Origin of the sequence: Aggregicoccus sp. 17bor-14, assembly GCF_009659535.1 — a bacterium.
Classification (GTDB): Bacteria; Myxococcota; Myxococcia; order Myxococcales; family Myxococcaceae; genus Aggregicoccus.
Map to the genome: position 1 here is coordinate 360,344 of NZ_VJZZ01000001.1, position 17,378 is coordinate 377,721.

Annotated in this window: 16 protein-coding genes; 10 read left to right on the forward strand and 6 right to left on the reverse strand. The window is 72.0% G+C overall.

Translation table 11 applies throughout. The features are described 5' to 3' along the window. Positions 1–111: 111 nt before the first annotated feature. Both FGE12_RS01640 and FGE12_RS01645 read right to left on the reverse strand, forming a co-directional pair. Positions 112–1,635 (reverse strand): lipopolysaccharide biosynthesis protein, encoded by a 1,524-nt coding sequence (locus FGE12_RS01640; RefSeq protein ID WP_370458848.1) that lies wholly within the window; start codon positions 1,633–1,635, stop codon positions 112–114. Continuing rightward, positions 1,632–2,747 carry a polysaccharide deacetylase family protein gene (locus FGE12_RS01645; protein WP_153864821.1) on the reverse strand — a complete coding sequence of 372 codons (1,116 nt, stop codon included), beginning with the start codon at positions 2,745–2,747 and terminating at the stop codon, positions 1,632–1,634. The genes FGE12_RS01640 and FGE12_RS01645 overlap by 4 nt, the downstream gene beginning before the upstream one ends. Before the next feature lie 349 nt (positions 2,748–3,096). Between FGE12_RS01645 and ccmA the strand changes: the two genes are divergently transcribed. The 10 genes from ccmA (at position 3,097) to FGE12_RS01695 (ending at position 11,027) form a co-directional block, all read left to right on the forward strand. Beyond that, complete coding sequence (ccmA, locus tag FGE12_RS01650; RefSeq protein WP_153864431.1) at positions 3,097–3,765, forward strand: heme ABC exporter ATP-binding protein CcmA; 669 nt, start codon at positions 3,097–3,099, stop codon at positions 3,763–3,765. Beyond that, a complete protein-coding gene (locus FGE12_RS01655) occupies positions 3,762–4,460 on the forward strand; it encodes a heme exporter protein CcmB (RefSeq protein ID WP_194797464.1) in 699 nt (232 codons plus the stop codon). The genes ccmA and FGE12_RS01655 overlap by 4 nt, the downstream gene beginning before the upstream one ends. 19 nt (positions 4,461–4,479) lie before the next feature. Beyond that, positions 4,480–5,178, forward strand: coding sequence for a cytochrome c biogenesis protein CcsA (gene ccsA / locus FGE12_RS01660; protein WP_153864432.1), 699 nt, complete (start codon positions 4,480–4,482; stop codon positions 5,176–5,178). Then, a complete protein-coding gene (locus tag FGE12_RS01665) occupies positions 5,175–5,408 on the forward strand; it encodes a hypothetical protein (protein WP_228530496.1) in 234 nt (77 codons plus the stop codon). The genes ccsA and FGE12_RS01665 overlap by 4 nt, the downstream gene beginning before the upstream one ends. Before the next feature lie 29 nt (positions 5,409–5,437). After that, entirely contained in the window at positions 5,438–5,956 is a 519-nt protein-coding gene (locus FGE12_RS01670; protein WP_153864824.1) for a cytochrome c maturation protein CcmE, read from the forward strand. Continuing rightward, positions 5,953–7,974 (forward strand): heme lyase CcmF/NrfE family subunit, encoded by a 2,022-nt coding sequence (locus FGE12_RS01675; RefSeq protein ID WP_153864433.1) that lies wholly within the window; start codon positions 5,953–5,955, stop codon positions 7,972–7,974. Before FGE12_RS01670 ends, FGE12_RS01675 begins: the two co-directional genes overlap by 4 nt. Next, complete coding sequence (locus FGE12_RS01680) at positions 7,971–8,510, forward strand: redoxin domain-containing protein (protein ID WP_153864434.1); 540 nt, start codon at positions 7,971–7,973, stop codon at positions 8,508–8,510. The genes FGE12_RS01675 and FGE12_RS01680 overlap by 4 nt, the downstream gene beginning before the upstream one ends. A 95-nt stretch (positions 8,511–8,605) precedes the next feature. Then, entirely contained in the window at positions 8,606–9,091 is a 486-nt protein-coding gene (locus tag FGE12_RS01685) for a cytochrome c-type biogenesis protein (RefSeq protein WP_153864435.1), read from the forward strand. Beyond that, on the forward strand, positions 9,088–10,062 hold the full coding sequence (locus FGE12_RS01690) for a tetratricopeptide repeat protein (protein WP_153864436.1): 975 nt from the start codon (positions 9,088–9,090) through the stop codon (positions 10,060–10,062). Before FGE12_RS01685 ends, FGE12_RS01690 begins: the two co-directional genes overlap by 4 nt. An 11-nt stretch (positions 10,063–10,073) precedes the next feature. Beyond that, entirely contained in the window at positions 10,074–11,027 is a 954-nt protein-coding gene (locus FGE12_RS01695; RefSeq protein WP_153864437.1) for an alpha/beta hydrolase, read from the forward strand. Positions 11,028–11,060: 33 nt separating this feature from the next. Here the strand turns inward: FGE12_RS01695 and FGE12_RS01700 are convergent, their stop codons facing one another. From FGE12_RS01700 to FGE12_RS01715, 4 genes are read right to left on the reverse strand one after another with little or no spacing between them, the layout of a single operon-like run. Beyond that, entirely contained in the window at positions 11,061–13,658 is a 2,598-nt protein-coding gene (locus tag FGE12_RS01700; protein WP_153864438.1) for a M1 family metallopeptidase, read from the reverse strand. 44 nt (positions 13,659–13,702) lie between these two features. Next, positions 13,703–14,917: a GNAT family N-acetyltransferase gene (locus tag FGE12_RS01705; protein ID WP_194797465.1), complete on the reverse strand. Its 1,215-nt coding sequence runs from the start codon at positions 14,915–14,917 to the stop codon at positions 13,703–13,705. A gap of 52 nt (positions 14,918–14,969) precedes the next feature. Further along, positions 14,970–16,157 carry a DegT/DnrJ/EryC1/StrS family aminotransferase gene (locus FGE12_RS01710; protein WP_153864439.1) on the reverse strand — a complete coding sequence of 396 codons (1,188 nt, stop codon included), beginning with the start codon at positions 16,155–16,157 and terminating at the stop codon, positions 14,970–14,972. Next, positions 16,145–17,302 carry a GNAT family N-acetyltransferase gene (locus FGE12_RS01715; protein WP_153864440.1) on the reverse strand — a complete coding sequence of 386 codons (1,158 nt, stop codon included), beginning with the start codon at positions 17,300–17,302 and terminating at the stop codon, positions 16,145–16,147. The genes FGE12_RS01710 and FGE12_RS01715 overlap by 13 nt, the downstream gene beginning before the upstream one ends. Positions 17,303–17,378 lie beyond the last annotated feature (76 nt).

Genomic DNA, 17,378 nt, shown 5'->3' on the forward strand with positions numbered 1-17,378 from the left:
CGCCCTCTTCCCCCGTCCCCTCGACCTCTGGCCCAAAGACCCACGGCCCCCGTTGGGTCGTGGCCAAGCTAGGTACCTCCCACGCCGGTGGGAAGTGCCGTTCCCTACCCCTCACGCTGCGCGGCGCAGCCTCACGTTCGCGATCAGCGCGAGCAGCCGCACGCCTGTCGCGTGCAGGACGGCGACGTAGCCCGTGGCGAACAGGATGCCGGCCACCGCGAGCGGCAGCGCGCGCCACACGAAGCCCGTGGGCAGGCCGAGGTACGCGTGCCCCAGGAAGAGCCGCAGCAGCGTGACGCCCAGCGCGGCGGCGGCGGCCGAGAGCCCCGCCTGGCCCAGCTGCCGCCAGGGGATGACGTCGCGCAGGTGCAGCGGGCGCTCCGGCGTGGAGAGCGCGCGCGGCAGGGGCATCAGCAGCGTGGCCTTGCCCACCACCTCCGCGAGCGCCCACGAGGCGATGCCGCCGGACATCCCGAAGTGGCGCACGCCCAGGTACACGAGCGGCAGCGTGACGAGCGCCTTGGTCAGGTACGAGAGGAAGATGGCGCGGGTGAAGCCGCGCGCGCGCAGCACGCCGTCCATGGGCAGCACCGCGAGCGCCACGCCCAGCACGCTGACGCGGAAGATGGGCACCGCGGGCAGGAACTTCTGGCCGAACAGCGCCCCGATGAACTCGGGCGCGGCGGCGAAGAGGAAGGCGGCGAAGGGCAGGAACACGAAGGCGAGCTTGCCCGCGGCCTCCTTGAAGGCGTCCACTGCCTCGTCGAGCCTCCCCTCCTTCTCCAGCTCGCCGAGGCGCACCATCAGCACCTCGCTGGTGGGGGTGTAGAGCAGGTCCACCACCGGCAGCTGGAAGCAGCCCACGCGGTAGAGCGCGTAGAGCGCCGGGGCCACGGCGCCGGCCACCATGTACAGGTGCGCGTTCTGCTGCGGCACGCTGAGCAGCATCGCCGCGCCGAAGGGGGCCGCGTACGCGAGCTGCGCGCGCATCAGCTGCGGGCTGAACAGCGGCCCGGTGCTGCTGCGCAGGGTGAGCGCCCAGGTGGCCAGGTAGCGCGCGAGCGCGAAGCCCGCCACCGCCCACATCAGCCCGTGCAGCCCGAAGCCCAGCAGACAGGGCACCACCATCACGCCGGCGCGCACCGCGTCCGAGGCCAGGTACACGAGCGCGCTCTCGCGCGTGCGGCCCTGGCTGGTGAGGCTCACCTCCAGCGGCATCGCCCCGATGAGCAGCGCGGTGTAGAGCGCGAGCGGCGCGCGGAAGCTGAGCAGCGCGGGGTTGGAGAACCACGCGGCCACGGGCGAGAGCGCCGCCACCACCCCGAGCCCGCCCACGAGCCCCGCGGCGGTCATGAAGAGCAGCGTCTGCCCGAGGAAGGGGCGCTTCGCCTCCGCGCGCGGCAGGAAGTAGTAGAGGCTCTGCACCACCCCGAAGGGCAGCACGTAGTAGAGCGTCGTGGCGATGAGGAAGAGCTGGTAGTACGTGCCGTACTCGCTCAGGTTCAGCACCCGCGCGAGCACCAGGGGGATGGAGAGGGTCAGTCCGGCGGTGAAGAGCCGGGCGAGCACCAGGGGCCCCGCCTTGCCGAGGAAGCTTCCGCCTCCGGCACTCGCGGGGGCTGTACGGTCCTTCACGGGTTCTCCTTGGGCAGGTTGTTGGCGGCGGCCGCGGCGCGCAGCGTCTGCGCCGCGAGAGAGGCGCTCAGGCCGCGCGCCTGGTGCGGGCGCTTGCCGAGCACCGGGCTGCTCATGCCGAGCACGCCGAAGCAGTCGTCGAGCTGGCAGGTAGTGAGGCTCGGCGAGTAGTCGCCGAGCATGCCGAGGCTGAAGTTCTCCCAGAGCACCTTGCGCTTGAGGGCGAAGGGGTCCCCGCCGATGCGGTTGGGCACGTCCTCGGTGGTGACGGCGGAGCGGAAGCCCTGCGCCTGCAGCACGCGGATGATCTCGTCCGAGTACCAGCCGTTGCAGTAGGCGAAGTCCTGCACGCGGCAGCCCAGCTCGCGCTCGATGGTGCGCTTGCTCTCGCCGATCTCCCGCTCCACGGACTCGGTGCTCTCCAGCGTGAGCACGGTGTGGCCCAGCGTGTGGGCGCCGAACTCGAAGCCGTCGCGGTGCATGCGGCGCACCTCGTCCCAGTTCATGATGTCGCCCTGCTCGGGGGTGAGGTCCGGGTCGCCGCCCAGCTGCTGCTCGAGCGCGTCGATGACCTCGGTGAGCGTGGAGCCGGGGTGCACCTCGATGAAGTCGTCCAGCGTGGCGCTCGCGCTCTTGTGCCCGGAGAGGATGGGCTGCAGGAGCTCGGCGGCCGCGGCGGGCAGCGTGTCGAAGAAGGGCCGGTTCTTGCGCTCCTGCATCTTGCGCACGAGGTGGAAGAGCCGGTCGTGGTTGAAGCGGCGATCCGTGCCGATGAACGCCGTGGGCAGATAGGTGATGGCCGGCACGCCCAGCTTCTTCAGCACCGGGTAGGCGTAGCGGTACACGTCCCGGTAGCCGTCGTCGAAGGTCACCACGCACAGGTCCTTCTTCGCCGTGCGCCGGCCCGCCATCACGTCCACCGCGTCCCCGATGCTGGCGAAGTCGTAGCCGGCGGCCGCCGCCTCCTCGAGGTGCTTCTGGAAGGTCTCCTGGGAGATGAGCAGCCCGGGGATGGAGCGCTGCAGCTCGCCGGTGAAGTCGCTCACCACGCGGTGGTAGCTGACGATGAGGATGCGCCGCCCGCCGGACTGGCTGCGGCGCCACTTCGCCATGGCGCTGCGCACCCCGCTGTAGTGCATGAAGCCCGCGGCCGCGCCCTTCACCACCCGACGAATCAGCATCGAACCCGACATACCCGTCCCGACCCCCGCGCGTGCCCTGACGCGCCCTGTGGATTGGCGGCGCTCCGTTGCAGCCCCGGTGCCAGCGGCGCGCGCGCCAAGCGCCTGATCTTCCAACGCTCTGGGCGAGCCGATCCGCCGCTCCCGGGGCGAGCAGGCCTACCTGCTGAAAAACTTTCCACCCGAGCGGCTCCACCCTTCCCTGTGCGCCGCCGGGGGGCGCGGGGGTGCCGAGTCCGCTGGTGAACGCGGCGATTTCCGGCTACTTACGCGGGCCTCCATGCCCCCTCCCCCTTCCCCTGACGCTGTGCCGGCGCTCGCGCTGCACGACGTGAGCAAGCGCTACGGGCGCCGCTGGGCGCTCGCGCGGCTCAGCTATGCGCTGCCCGCGGGGCGCTCGCTGCTGCTCACCGGGCACAACGGCTCGGGGAAGACGACGCTGCTGCGCCTGGTGGCCACGGCGCTCAGCCCCACGGCGGGCCGGGTGGAGGTGCTGGGCAAGGACAGCGTGGGCGCGCGGGACGAGGTGCGGCGCGAGGTGGCGCTCTTGAGCCACGCGAGCTTCCTGTACGAGGACCTCACCGCGGAGCAGAACCTCACGGTGTTCGCGCGGCTGCTGGGCCTGCCCTCCCCGCGAGACGCCGCGCAGGGGCTGCTCACCCGGGTGGGGCTCACCCAGCGCTCGGACAGCCCGGTGCGCCAGTTCTCCGCGGGCATGCGCAAGCGGCTCGCCATCGCGCGGCTCCTGATGAAGCGGCCCTCGCTCGCGCTCCTGGACGAGCCCTTCGGGGAGCTGGACCCCGCGGGCATCGCGGCGATGGAGGAGATCATCGGGCAGCTGAAGCAGGAGGGGGTCACGGTGGTGCTCGCCACGCACCTGGTGGAGCAGGGCCTCGCGCTGTGCGAGGAGCGGCTGCACCTGCAGGACGGCCGGGCGGTGGCCGCGTGAGCGCGCCGCGCCAGGGAGTGGGGCTCGCGCGCACGACGCTCGCGCTGCTGGGCAAGGACCTGCTCATCGAGTGGCGCACCCGCGCGCGGCTCAACGCGCTGGTGTTCTTCTCGCTCGCCACGCTGCTGCTCTTCTCGTTCGCGCTGGGGCCGGACACGCGCCTGCTGGAGCGCAACGCGGGCGGCTACCTCTGGCTCGCCATCCTCTTCGCCAGCGTGCTCGCGCTGGGCGAGAGCTTCCGGGTGGAGCAGGAGAACGCCTGCCTGGATGGCCTGCGGCTCACCCCGGCGGACGCGCGCGCCATCTTCCTGTCCAAGGCGCTGGGCAACGGGCTGCTGCTCGTGGTGCTCGGGGTGCTGCTGGTGCCGGTGATGGCGGCGCTCTACGGAGTGAAGATCACGCTCGGGCTGTTGCCCCTGGGTCTCACCCTTCTGCTCGGCTGTATGGGGCTCAGCGCGCCGGGCACCGTGTACGCCTCCATCGCGAGCAACGCCCGCGCGCGGGACGTGCTCCTGCCGCTGTTACTCTTCCCCCTGATCATCCCGGCGCTCCTCGCCGCCGCCAAGGCCACCAACCTGGTCCTCCAGGGTGACCCGATGAATCAGCTGAGCTCATGGCTCAAGCTTCTGGCGGGCTTCAATCTGATATACTGGAGCCTGGGCTTCGTGCTGTTCCCCCGGGTGATCGAGGACTAGGGACCGAAGGGCCAAACCTATGGGCAAATCCAAGACCGTCTGGGTGCTGGGGGCACTGGCCGCAGTGCTGCTGGTGGTGGGCCACTACCTCGGGCTCGCGTGGGCGCCGCCCGACCGCGAGATGGGCGACGTGCAGCGCATCATGTACGTGCACGTGCCGCTGCAGTGGATGGCCTGCCTGCTGCTCACGCTGAACTTCGGCTGCGCGCTCGCCTACCTCTTCAAGGCGAGCTGGCGCACGGACGCGCTCGCGGAGGCCTCGGCCGAGGTGGGCCTGGTGTGCGCGACGCTGGGCCTCGTCACCGGCTCCATCTGGGGCAAGCCCACGTGGGGGGTGTACTGGTCGTGGGATCCGCGGCTCACCGCGGAGGCGATCATGATCGTCACCTACACGGGCTACCTCGCGCTGCGCCGCTTCGTGGAGGACCCGGAGCGGCGCGCGGTGTGGAGCGCGGTGGTGGGGATCATCGGCTTCGTGAACCTGCCCATCGTCTGGTTCAGCGTGCGCTGGTGGCGCAGCCTGCACCAGGTGCAGAGCAGCCCGCGCACCGTGGACCCGCAGATGGTGCTGCCCCTGCGGGTGAACGCCTTCGGCTTCCTCGCGCTGGTGTGCGCGTTCGTCCTCATCCGCTACTGGATTGCCCTGCGCGAGCGCGAGGCCGAGGTGGCCCTGCCAGACGCGCTGCCCAGCGCGCCGCACCCCCGGGAGGTCGCATGATGCCCCTTGCTTCGGTTGCCTCGGTGCTCTCCTCGGGGCTGCTCGCCCAGGCGGCGGATGCCGCCTCGCGCGTGGGCGTGGGCCGCATCGTGGGCGGCTGGGACTTCGTGGGGCGCGCGTACGGCGTGGCCTGGGCGGGGCTCGCGCTCTACGCGCTCTCGCTCTGGGTGCGCCGCCCGCGCACGCAGGACCTTCCGCCCGCTGGCAACCGCGGGCCTTCGGGGAAGTGACGGCCATGGAATCGGAGAAGAAGCCGGCGATGAAGCCCACCACCCGCAACCGCCTCCTCGCGCTCGGCGCGCTGCTCGTCGCCGCGGCGGGGCTCGCCTTCGTGTCGCTGGGGAAGATTGGCGACAACCTCGTCTACTACTGGAGCCCCTCGGAGATGCTCGCCAAGGGCGAGGACGCGTACGGGGCCACGGTGCGTCTGGGCGGCCTCGTGCAGCCGGGCAGCATCCACTGGGACGAGACCCACACCTCGCTCACCTTCCGCGTGGCGCAGGGGCTCGAGCCGAGCGCCGCGAGCGTGCTGGTACGCAGCACGGAGGTGCCGCCGCAGATGTTCCGCGAGCGCATCGGCGTGGTGGTGGAGGGCACCTATGACGCCTCGCACGTCTTCAGCTCCAACCGGCTGATGGTGAACCACTCCAACGAGTACCGGGCGCCCAAGAACAGCGACGACGTGAAGAAGCTGTACCAGACGCTGGAGCCGGAGAAGACCGCGTCCAATGGCGCCCCCGGCGAGGGCATCAGCGGCGGTCCGGGGGGCAAGCCTTGAACGGGCTGGTGGGCTACGGCCTCATCCTCGCGGGGCTCGCGTTCGCGACCTTCGGCGCGATCGTGGGGCTCACGGCCGGCATGCGCCGCAGCACGGGCAGCCTGCGCTGGGTGCGCGCCTGCGTGTGGGGCTTCTTCCTGTGCATGGCGGGCAGCAACCTGACCATGGTGCACGCGCTCGTCACCCACGACTTCAGCGTGCGCTACGTGGCGCAGGTGGGCAGCCGGGCCACGCCCCTGCTCTACACGGTGGTGAGCCTGTGGAGCGCGCTCGAGGGCTCCATCCTCTTCTGGGGCCTCATCATGGGCAGCTACGTGCTCGCCTTCATGCTGGCGAGCCGCCGCGAGGAGCCGCGCCACCTCACGCTCGCGCTGGGCACCATGCTCGGGGTGGGCATCTTCTTCGCCTTCCTCATCGCGGGGCCGGCGAACCCGTGGAGCGCGGTGAGCCCGGTCCCGCCGGACGGGCCGGGCCCCAACGCGCTGCTGCAGAACCACTTCCTCATGGTGATCCACCCGCCGATGCTCTACCTCGGCTACGTGGGCATGACCGTGCCCTTCGGGGTCGCCGTGGCAGCGCTGCTGGGAGGCGAGCTGCGCGAGAGCTGGATGGCCCCCCTGCGGCGCTGGACGCTCATCGCGTGGACCTTCCTGTCCGTGGGCATCATCCTGGGCAGCTGGTGGGCGTACGCGGTGCTGGGCTGGGGCGGCTACTGGGCGTGGGATCCGGTGGAGAACGCGAGCTTCCTGCCGTGGCTCACGGCGACCGCGTTCATCCACTCGACGATGGTGCAGGAGCGCAAGCGCATGCTGAAGCTCTGGACCATCAGCCTCGCGCTGGCGAGCTTCGTGCTCACCATCCTGGGCACCTTCATGACCCGCTCGGGCATCTTCAACTCGGTGCACTCCTTCACCCAGTCGGAGATCGGCCCCACCTTCCTGGTGTTCATCGCCTTCCTGCTGGTGGTGTGCATCGCGCTGCTCGCGGCGCGCGGACACCTGCTCGTGGCCGAGGGCTACGTGAAGAGCCTCGCGAGCCGCGAGGCCAGCATCCTGGTGAACAACCTGGTGTTCGTGGCCATCACCTTCACGGTGCTCATCGGCACGCTCTACCCGCTCATCAGCGAGGCGGTGCGCGGCGTGCGCGTGAGCGTGGGCGAGCCCTACTTCAACAAGATGGCGGTGCCCGGCGGCATCGCGGTGCTCTTCCTGATGGGCGTGGGGCCCATGCTCCCCTGGGGGAGCTCGGACCCGGCCACGGTGCGCCGGCAGTTCGTGGTGCCCTCGCTGGTGGGGCTCGCGGTGACGGCGGCCTGCTACGCGGCGGGGCTGCGCGGCTTCTACCCGCTGCTCACCTTCGGCCTCGCGGGCTTCGTCACCCTCGTCACCCTGCGTGAGCTTGCCCTGCCCGTCCGGGTGCGGATGCGCGAGCGCAAGGAGGGGCTGGTGGGGGCGCTCTTCGGCAGCGCCACCAAGGCGCGCCGCCGCTTCGGCGGGTACATCGTGCACCTGGCCATCGTGCTCATCATCGTGGCCGTCGCCGCGAGCAGCTCGTACGTGACCCACGCCACGGCCACCGTGCGCGAGGGGCAGAGCTTCGCCATCGGCGGCTACAGCGTGAAGTACCTGGGGCTCACCAGCGGCCGGGAGCCGCGGCGCACCTTCGTGGCCACGAAGCTCGAGGTGACCACGCCGGGCGGCAAGGTGGAGCCGCTCGCGCCGCGGATGAACTACTACGAGCGGATGACCGACCCGGTGGGCAGCCCCGCCGTGCGCGACCACCCGGGCGAGGACCTCTACGTGTCGCTGCTCGCCTTCAGCGAGGGCGGCGCCACGGCGAGCTTCAACGCGTGGGTGTTCCCGCTGGTGAGCTGGATCTGGTGGAGCATCCCGCTGCTGGTGCTCGGCTCGCTCATCTCGCTGTGGCCCTCGCGCCGGGCGCGCACGAGCGCGGCCGGGAGCGCCGGTGCCCAGGTCGCCTCCGTGCCTTCGGCCTCGGCCGAGCGGGGGGCCGCATGAGGTGGAAGCTGCCCGTGGGGCTCGCCGTCGTGAGCGTGGCGCTGCTCGTGGTGCTGTGGAAGGGCTTCGGGCGCGACCCGCACGAGGTGCCCTTCATGATGCAGGGCAAGCCCGCTCCCGCCTTCACCCTCAAGGCGCTGAATACCGGTGAGACGGTGAGCCTCGCCGCCCTCAAGGGCCAGCCGGTGGTGCTCAACTTCTGGGCGTCCTGGTGCGGGCCCTGCGAGGGCGAGCACCCGGTGCTCGAGTGGGGCGCGCGCAAGCTGGGCCAGGACGCGCGCTTCCTCGGCGTCATCTTCGAGGACACGGACGACAACGCCCGCGCCTTCCTGCGCCGCCACGGCGAGAGCTTCACCCAGCTCGTGGACCCCCGCTCGCAGATGGCGGTGGACTACGGGGTCGCGGGCGTGCCCGAGACCTACTTCATCGACGCGGATGGCATCATCCGCGGCAAGCACGTGGGGCCCATCGATCCGGACACCCTGGAGGCCGCCGTGAGGGCGCTGCGCGAGCCTGCAGCCGCTCCGGCGCGCTGAGGCGCGCAGTGGAGCGCGCGACGCCAGCTCCCCCATCGGCCCCGCCCGGGGCTTTCCCGGTGCAAGGCACCGGCGCAAGCAGTAGGACGTACCCCATGAGCCTCCTCCTTCCCCTCACGCTCGCGCTCGGCCTCGCCGCGGGCCAGTACGCGCCGCAGCAGGCCGGAAGCCAGCCGCTCGCCCCGCCGCTGGAGCAGCGCGTGCAGAAGCTGGGCAAGGAGCTGCGCTGCGCGGTGTGCCAGGGCCTCTCGATCACCGACAGCCCGTCCTCCATGGCGCGCGCCCAGCTGGACAAGGTGCGCGAGCTCGTCTCCGAGGGGAAGAACGACCAGGAGGTGCGCGACTACTTCGTCGCGCGCTACGGCGAGTGGGTGCTGCTGCAGCCCAAGGCCGAGGGCTTCAACCTCTTCGTCTGGCTCGGCCCCGGGGTGCTGCTGCTGGTGGGCGCCTTCGTGATCCTCCGCCAGGTGCGCCGCGCCCCCGAGCCCGCTGCAGCCCCGCATTCGCCCTCCTCCACTCCCGTCCCGGCCGAGGCCGAGGACCCCTACCTCCAGGCCGTGCGCCGGGACCTCGAGCGATGACACAGCAGACCAACTGGATTCCGGGCCTCGTGGTGCTCGGGCTGGTGTTCGTGGCGGCCTCCCTCTACCTGCTCTTCACCCGCCGCGCCGGGGGCGCCGCGGCGCCCGAGAGCGCCGGCGCGGGGCCGGGGCTCGCGGACCTGGAGCGGCGCTACCAGGGGCTGCTCGAGCAGCTCAAGGAGCTCTCCACGGAGCAGCACCACCTGCCCGCCGAGCAGTACGCCCAGGAGCGCAGCCGGCTCGAGCACGAGGCGGCGGCGGTGCTGCGCGAGCGGGACGCGGTCGCGCGGGCGCCGGTGGCCGCTGCGCGCGCGCAGGCTCCTGCGCCGGCTGCCGCGGCGCCGGGAGGCTTCCTCGCGGATCGGCCGCAGCTGCGCGGCGCGCTGTGGGGCGCGGGCATCGTGCTGTTCTTCGGCGCGCTGAGCTACGTGCTCGTCTCCGAGCAGCGCGAGCGCGACGAGCAGGGGGTGATGACCGGCCGCACGCCTCCGGGAGCCGGTCCCATGCAGGGCCAGGGCGCCCCGGGCGGCAGCGCCGCGGCGGGCCAGAGCGACGACGCGGAGCTCACCGCGGCGCGCGAGCGGCTGCGCGAGAACCCGGGGGACCTGGAGACCTCGGCGCTGGTGGGCCACGAGCTCATCCGCCGCGAGGTGTACGACGAGGCCCTGCGGGTGACGAACCGCGCGCTCGCGGTGGACCCCTTCCACGTGGAGTCGCGCGTGCACCGCGGCGTGCTGCGCGCCATCAGCGGTGACGGCGAGGGCGGCGAGAAGGAGCTGCGCGAGCTGGTGGACCTCTACCCGGACGCACAGGAGGCGCTGCTCTTCCTCGGCGCCATCGCACAGCAGCGCGGGCAGAAGGCGGACGCGCTCGCGTACTTCGAGCGCTTCAGCGTGGAGGTGCCGCGGGACCAACGGCCGCCCCAGGTGGCCCAGGCGATCGCGCGGCTGCGCCAGCAGCTCGGACGCTAGACAGGGGGCGCATGGACCGGGGACCCACCGAGGCGCCGTTCACCCGCAGCGAGGTGCACTTCGCCTCGGGCGCGGAGCGCTGCGCCGCGTGGCTGTACCGGCCCACGGCGAAGCCCGGTCCCCTGCCCTGCGTGGTGATGGCCCACGGCTTCACCCTCACCCGCAACGACGCCCTCCCCCGCTTCGCCGAGGCCTTCGCGCGCGAGGGCTTCGCCGCGCTGCTCTTCGACTACCGGCACTTCGGCGACTCGGAGGGAGAGCCCCGGGAGCTGCTGGACATTGCGCGGCAGCGCGAGGACTACCGCGCGGCGCTCGCCTACGCGCGCACCTTGCCCTTCGTGGACGCGGAGCGGCTGGTGCTGTGGGGCTTCTCCTTCTCGGGCGGCCACGTGCTCGCCGTGGGCGAGCAGGACGCGGACGTGGCCGCCGTGGTCTCGATCGCCCCCTTCGTCAACGGGCTCGCGAACCTGCGGATCACGCCGCTGCGGGTGCTCCTGCGCGCCGCGGGGCTCGCGGTGCTGGACGGGCTGCGCGCGCTGTTCGGGCGGGCGCCGCTCTACGTGCCCGCGGTGGGGGAGCCGGGCACCTTCGCGCTGCTCACCTCGGAGGAGGCGATGCCGGGCTATGCGTCCATCACCTCGAGCGCGGACTCGCGCTGGGTGAACCGGCTCGCCGCGCGGCTGCTGCTGCACGTGCCCTTCGAGAACCCGGGCGGAGCGGCAGGACGGCTCGGTGTGCCCCTGTTCATGGCCGTGGCGAACCGGGACCTCACCGTTCCTCCGGAGGCGGCCGTGCGCGCGGCGCAGCGCGCCCCGAAGCTGGAGCTGCGCCGCTACGACACCGGCCACTTCGAGATGTACCGGCGCCCGGACGTGCTGGACGATCAGCTCTCGTTCCTGCGCCGGCGGGTGCTCGGCATCCTCCCGCCGAAGAGCGAGCTGCTCGTCGAGGTGGAGCTCTCGTAGCGGCCGTGCCCTTCCCCCGGAGGAGAGGGAGCGCTACGGAGAGGCGGTGTCCAGCCAGCGCGCGAGCGGCGCCTGCTGCCGCGCCTTGAGCGCCGCGCACTGGGAGATGGACTCCAGGCTGCGCTTGAGGGTGCGCTCGGCGCCCGGAGCCGGGTGGCTCGCGAAGAAGCCCTCGATGTCGCGCGCGGCCGCGGCGTCACAGAAGGCGCCGAGTGCGCCCACCGCGCCGCCGCCGCCGAACGAGGTCACCTGGCTGCTCAGGCGCGCCCAGTCCGCCTTCATCGCCGCCCAGGCCTGATCGCGCGAGGCCGGGTTGCTCAGCAACGCCCCGGTGTACGAGGGCAGGTCCTGGCTGCGCAGGGTGGGCGAGCGGAGGAGGGCCACCGCGCGCTCCACCAGCGCCGGGTCGCGGAAGCGCGTGAGCGCCATCAGGTAGCGGAAGGCCTCCTCGGGGCTGCCCGCGCGCTGCTGCTGGGCCTGGAAGGCCTCGAAGAGCGCCGCGTCCCCGTAGCGCGCCGCGATGCCCACCGCCACGCCCGCGAGGCTGGGATCCAGCGAGGCCGGCGCCTTCATCGCCTGCTGGGTGAGCGCTCGCGCCCGCGCGATGGCCGCCTCGTCCCCTGCGCCGGCAAGCGCGCCGAAGAGCCGCGCCCGCAGGTCGCGCGCGTCATCCGGCTCGCCGGGCTTCGGCTCCCAGCCCAGCTCGTTCAGCGCCGGCGTCACCCGCGCGCGCACCCAGCGGTCGAAGGCAGGGCGCTGCGCCGGGGCCACCAGGTACTCGCCCACGAAGCCGATGCGCTCGAGCAGCACCTCCCACACGGCGCGCCGCCGCTCCGCCTCCATGCCCGCGGCGAGCTGCAGCACCTCGGAGACCTCGCCGTCCCCCGCGAGCACCAGCGCCCACTGGTCCTGCAGCAGCACGATGCGCTCGGCGGGGCTCAGCGCGCTCATCACCTCGCCCGACAGCGCGCGCAGCGCCTCGGGAGCGTAGCGGGTGCGGTAGAAGCCGCTCGCGCCGGCATTCGCGAACACCCACGGATGGCAGCCCTGCACGGAGAAGGTCTGCTCGCGCTGGCGCAGCAGCTCGCACTGCGGCGCCCCCTCCTTGCCGCTGCGCAGGCACACCGGCACCTGCCACAGCTCGGCGGAGGCCCCCTTCGGCGCGGAGCCCGGGTTCGAGAGGAAGCGCTGCTGGCGCAGCGTCACCTTCGTGCGGTCGCCCTCGCAGCGATTCCGCACGGCGATGCGCGGCAGGCCCGCCTGGGTGACGTAGCTCTTCATGATGCGGTCCACGGGCTTCTTCGAGACGCGGGTGAGCTCCGTCCAGAGATCCTCCGCCGTGGCGTTGCCGTTCTGGTAGCGCGCGAGGTAGGCCCGCACGCCGTCACGGAAGGTGTCCGGCCCGAGGTAGGCCTCGAGCATGCCGAGCACCGCCGCGCCCTTCTGGTAGGCGATGCCGTCGAACAGCTCCTTGATCTCTCCCGGGGTCTCGCCATTGGCGAGGATGGGGCGGGTGGTGGAGAGCGAGTCCACCTCCGCGACACCGGCCGCATCCAGCGCGGCCTCGAGGGCCTGATCCCACTTCGGATCCCACGCCTGCACGGGCTTGCGCGCCATCCAGGTGGCGAAGCCCTCGTTGAGCCAGATGTTGTTCCACCAGCGCGTGGTGACGAGGTCGCCGAACCACTGGTGCGCCATCTCGTGCGCCACCACCGAGGCGAGGCCGCGCTTGGCGCTCACCGTCATGGTCTTCTCGTCGCGCAGCAGCGCGCGCTCCTTGTAGAAGATGGCGCCGGTGTTCTCCATCCCGCCCCACTCGTAGTCGGGCATCGCCACCTGATCGAGCTTGCCGAAGGGGTAGCGGATACCGAAGTAGCGGTTGAAGAAGGGGATGAAGGTGCGCGTGAGCTCGAGCGCCGTGCGCCCCATCTGCACCTTCTCCGGCACCGCGCACACGCGCAGCGGCGTGCCGTCCGACTCGCCCTCCAGGCACTGGAAGTCACCCGCGGCAATGGCCACCAGGTACGTGGACATGCGCGGCGAGGTGGAGAAGGTCAGCGTGTGCTTGCCGGCTTGCGGGCCCGGCTCGTCCTTCACCAGCTTGCCGTTGGAGATGACGGTGTCGCCCGCGTCCGCGACGACGGAGAGGTCGAAGGTCGCCTTGAACGCAGGCGCGTCGAAGCAGGGGAACACCATGCGCGCGTACGTCGCCTCCAGCTGGGTGGCGAGGTACTTCCGGCGAGGGCTCTTGCTGAAGTACAGGCCGCGCAGGTCGTCGCGCACGCGGCCGCTGAAGGCGAGCGAGAGCTCCGCCTCCCCTGCTGCCAGCGCCTTGGGAAAGCTCAGGGTGACGGTCTCGGCCGCCGCGTCCACCTTCACGCTGCCCTGCTGGCGCTGGCCGCCGGCCGTCACGGCCACGTCGCGCAAGGTGAGCCCCACCGCGTTGAGCACGACGCTGCGCGTGGGCTTCGCGATGCGCAGGCGCACCGTCTCCTTCCCCTCGAGCGCGCCCGTCGCCATGTCCGGGGCGAGCGAGAGCGTGTAGTGCTCGGGGACGACGGTCTCTGGCAGGCGGGAGGCGGCCGCCAGAGAGGGCAGGAGGACGAAGAGCAGGGCGAGGTGGGCGCGCATCGGCAGGTCCTTGCGTAGGGACCTGCCACCTTAGCAGGCGCGCCCTACTTCACCGCCGCAAGCTTGCGCCGGAAGCGGCGCACGCGCTCCACCAGGTTCTCCGGCAGCACGCGCTTCACCGCGTTGCGCGCGGTGCGGGCGGCCTCCTCGTGGCGGGTGAACCACGCGCCCGCGCCCTTCGCCGCGTGCACGCGCACTGCCACGGTGCGCCGCTGCTGGCTCGTCCAGTCGGACTTGTAGGTCTCGGTGCCGCGCAGGAAGTCGTACTCGGTCATCCCGGCCGCGAAGGCGTCCTTGAAGGTCTCGCCCACCAGCACCAGGCCCACGCTCTTGTTGCGCCAGGCGGGGTCGTAGCCGGACTGGAAGTAGATGAAGCTGCCCCTGTGCAGGATGCCGTAGACGCTGGCCACGGCCTGGCCGCCCACCTTCATCGTGTACATGCGCAGCCGGCCGCGCTCGGCGAGCAGCCCGGTGGCGTCGCGGTGGAAGGCCTCCACGCCCGCGCCCTTGATGCCCTGCGAGCCGCCGTCACCCGCCCAGCGCATCGCGTGCAGGCGGAAGAAGTCCGTCATGGGCGCGGCGAGCGCGCCCGGCGACTCGGTCTTCTCGATGCGGTAGCCCTCCTGCTTCTCGAGCCACTTGCGGCGGCGCAGGTAGTTGTCGCGGCGCCCCGTGCGCTTGAGGAAGGCGTCGAAGGGCTCCTTCGGGTCCAGCGTCTCGAAGGGGCACACGTAGCGCTCGCTCACGCGGACGACGTCTGCGCCGAAGGCCTCCTGCAGGAGCTTCACCGTGAGCGAGCCCTCGCGCAGGTCGAGGAGGTCCAGCACGTCCCACTCGGCGCGCAGCTCGCGCAGCTGGCTGATGAAGGCCCGGGTGACGGGCTCCTCCTCGCCGCGGCGCGCGACCACGTCCAGGTAGTCGCTGCCCACGTGCGTCTCGCCGAGGAAGGCGAGCCGGCGCACGCTGCGCCCCAGCACCTTGCGCGTCTCGAGCGCGAGCGGCATCAGCCCCGCGAGGCTGCCACGGCGGTCGCGCGCCACCAGCACGAAGGGCTGGCGGTCCATGGCGATGCGCCGGTACCAGGGATACAGCCACTCCCAGGCGTTGAAGGGCCCCGCGTCGCTCGCATCCAGCAGCGCGTCCCACTCGCCGCGCAGGGCGGCGAAGTCGGCGCCGCTGCGCACGCTGGTCACCTCGAACCACTGGGAGGTGTGCGGCTGCGGCTGCGGCGAGGGCGTCAGGTCGGCTTCTCGGATCACGGTGTTGCTCCAGTTGGAAACAGGCTCCCCCAGCGACGACGCCGGGGGCGGCTCAGCCGGCACGCGAGCGCTGGGGACGGGTCTGCACCAGCGCGTCGCGCACGGCGTCGGCGATCTGCGCCATCTCGTCAGGACCGAAGTCCTGGTGGCAGGGAATCTCCAGGATCGTGCGCCGCAGCTCGGCGACCTCCGGGAACTCGGAGGCGTTGCAGGCGGGGTGGAAGTACTTCCAGAAGTCGATGGCGTCGATGCCGCGCGCGCGCAGGTTCTCGAGCAGGGCGGGCTTGTTCTCCACCACCATCGGGTAGAAGAGCGGGCAGACGCCGGGGGCGAGCTGGTTGAAGAGCGGCGGGGACACGTCGCGCAGGCGCGCGAGCAGGTAGAAGTAGTTGCGCCGCCGCTGCTCCACCACGCTCGCCAGGTCCTGCGCGAGCGCGATGCGCTTGGTGAGCGGGCTCATGCCCAGGTCCACGTGCTTGCGGTTGAAGTGCTGGGTGCCGGTGGCCACGCGCTCGATGCTCGCGGCCTTCACCGTGCCCCGGCCCACCCCGCGGATGGCGGCGCGCAGCGCGCGGCCCACGCTGCCGCCGCGCAGCTCGAGGTTCTGCAGCAGCGAGCCCACCGTGTGGCTGAAGGTGCTGGTGGTGGGAGGCGCGGGCGGCTCGGGCACGCTGTACTGGCGCGGGCCGTTGATCACCATGGCGCCGCCGTTGGGCACCGGCAGGGTCTTGTAGAGGCAGAAGATGCCCACGTCACCCGTGCTGCCCAGCGGCACGGTGCCGTCCGAGGAGAGCAAGGACAGCGCGCAGTCCTCGATGAGGGGCAGCCCGTGCTTGTCGGCGAGGGCGCGCATCTCGGCCGCGGGGCCCGGGAAGCCCGCGTAGTGGATGAGGTAGAGCGCGCGCGTCTTCGGACCGATGCGCCGCTCCACGTCCGCGAGGTCCACGTCCCAGCGGCTGCCCACGCGGTAGAAGCGCGGGGTGACGCCGGCGTCCACCAGCGCCTCGATCTCCACGCCGTGGTGGTAGGCGGGGACCAGGACCTCTCCCCCACCCTGGTCCAGCCCCAGCATCTTCACCGTGAGCCACACCGCGTTGCGCGCGAAGTAGAAGTAGCGCACGGACGGCGAGGCGAAGGGCAGGAAGCCGCCCACGTCCTTGCGCGCGAGCAGCATGCTGGGCCACAGCGTCGGCAGGGACGGAACGAACATGCGCCCGGCGTTGCTCTTCACTTCTTCCATCGCGACACCACCTCTTTCGCCGCTTCCTTGGCGGCAGGAGCCCAGCGGAACTTCGCGGTGCACAGCGCGCGCGCGAAGGCCGTGTCGTTGAACAGGTAGAGCCAGGTGTGGCGGCGGACCTTGTCCGTCCAGTCGCGCTTCCACACCATGTCCGGCCCCAGGAAGTCGAACTCGCGCACCCCGCGCGCGATGCAGTCGCGCACGGCCTCCTCCATCAGGAGCTGGCCGGGGCTGCACTCCTTCAGGCGCTCGTCGTAGCCGGGCTTGAGCAGCAGGTAGCGCTCGCCGTGCGTGAGGCCGAACTGGAAGGCGACGGCGCGGTCGTCCAGGCGCAGGAAGTAGAGCGTGAGGCGGCCGTTGCGGGCGCTCTCGCGCGCGAGCTCCGTGTAGAAGCCGCGCGTGCGCACGTCCTGCGCCATGGCGGTGCCGCGCTGGCCCTTCCAGCCGCTCGCCTCCAGGGCGAAGCCCTCCTCCAGCTTCGCGTCCAGCTCCACGCCGCCGTCGTAGCGCTCGAAGCGCACCTGCCCGCGCTCCTCCAGCTTCTTGCGGCGGCGGCGGCAGTTGGCCTTGAACTTGGACTGCAGCGTGGCGAGGAAGGCGTCGTGGCGGGCAGGGAGTGGGAAGTACGGCGACTGCAGAGACTCCCAGCTGCCGGTGGCGAGCCCCGCCCTGGCGGCCGCCGCGTGCAGCTGCCAGCCCGCGCCGCCCTCGGGCACGTCGTTGAGGCGCAGCACGTCCCAGCCGCGGTCCTGGCGCAGGTGCGCGAGGAAGGCCTGCGCCGCGGCCTCGGGCTCGCGCGCCACGACGTCGAAGCGGCAGGAGTGCGGGTTCGCCGCGGAGACCAGCTGGCGCACCGGGGCGCCGTACATGTTGCTCTTCTCGAGCAGCAGGGGCAGCGCGGCCGAGAGGCTCCCGTCCGGCTCACGCAGGGTGAGCACGCGCAGCTGCGCGCCGGGGGCGAAGTTGTCCAGCCACACCCGCAGGAACTCGTGGCGGTAGAAGAGCTCGTCACCCGTCTGGGAGACCAGCGCGTTCCACTCGGGCTCGAGGGCCATGAAGGCGGCCCGGTCGGTCACCACCTGCACGCGCGCCTGGGGCGCGGGGGCGGCGGCTTCCTGCGGGGCGCTCAGCTGAAGGGCTTCCATGTCTTTGTCCGCTTCTCCAGGTGCTGTGACTTCGGAAAGGCCCGCTCCGCGCCGCTCGCGCAGGGCGGGCCCAAGG

Coding starts and splice junctions, on each gene's coding strand:
- FGE12_RS01645 (WP_153864821.1), bottom strand. CDS start 2,747: ATGGCGAAGTGGCGCCGCAGCCAGTCCGGCGGGCGGCGCATCCTCATC.
- ccmA (WP_153864431.1), top strand. CDS start 3,097: ATGCCCCCTCCCCCTTCCCCTGACGCTGTGCCGGCGCTCGCGCTGCAC.
- ccsA (WP_153864432.1), top strand. CDS start 4,480: ATGGGCAAATCCAAGACCGTCTGGGTGCTGGGGGCACTGGCCGCAGTG.
- FGE12_RS01665 (WP_228530496.1), top strand. CDS start 5,175: ATGATGCCCCTTGCTTCGGTTGCCTCGGTGCTCTCCTCGGGGCTGCTC.
- FGE12_RS01670 (WP_153864824.1), top strand. CDS start 5,438: ATGAAGCCCACCACCCGCAACCGCCTCCTCGCGCTCGGCGCGCTGCTC.
- FGE12_RS01680 (WP_153864434.1), top strand. CDS start 7,971: ATGAGGTGGAAGCTGCCCGTGGGGCTCGCCGTCGTGAGCGTGGCGCTG.
- FGE12_RS01685 (WP_153864435.1), top strand. CDS start 8,606: ATGAGCCTCCTCCTTCCCCTCACGCTCGCGCTCGGCCTCGCCGCGGGC.
- FGE12_RS01690 (WP_153864436.1), top strand. CDS start 9,088: ATGACACAGCAGACCAACTGGATTCCGGGCCTCGTGGTGCTCGGGCTG.
- FGE12_RS01695 (WP_153864437.1), top strand. CDS start 10,074: ATGGACCGGGGACCCACCGAGGCGCCGTTCACCCGCAGCGAGGTGCAC.
- FGE12_RS01700 (WP_153864438.1), bottom strand. CDS start 13,658: ATGCGCGCCCACCTCGCCCTGCTCTTCGTCCTCCTGCCCTCTCTGGCG.
- FGE12_RS01710 (WP_153864439.1), bottom strand. CDS start 16,157: ATGGAAGAAGTGAAGAGCAACGCCGGGCGCATGTTCGTTCCGTCCCTG.
- FGE12_RS01715 (WP_153864440.1), bottom strand. CDS start 17,302: ATGGAAGCCCTTCAGCTGAGCGCCCCGCAGGAAGCCGCCGCCCCCGCG.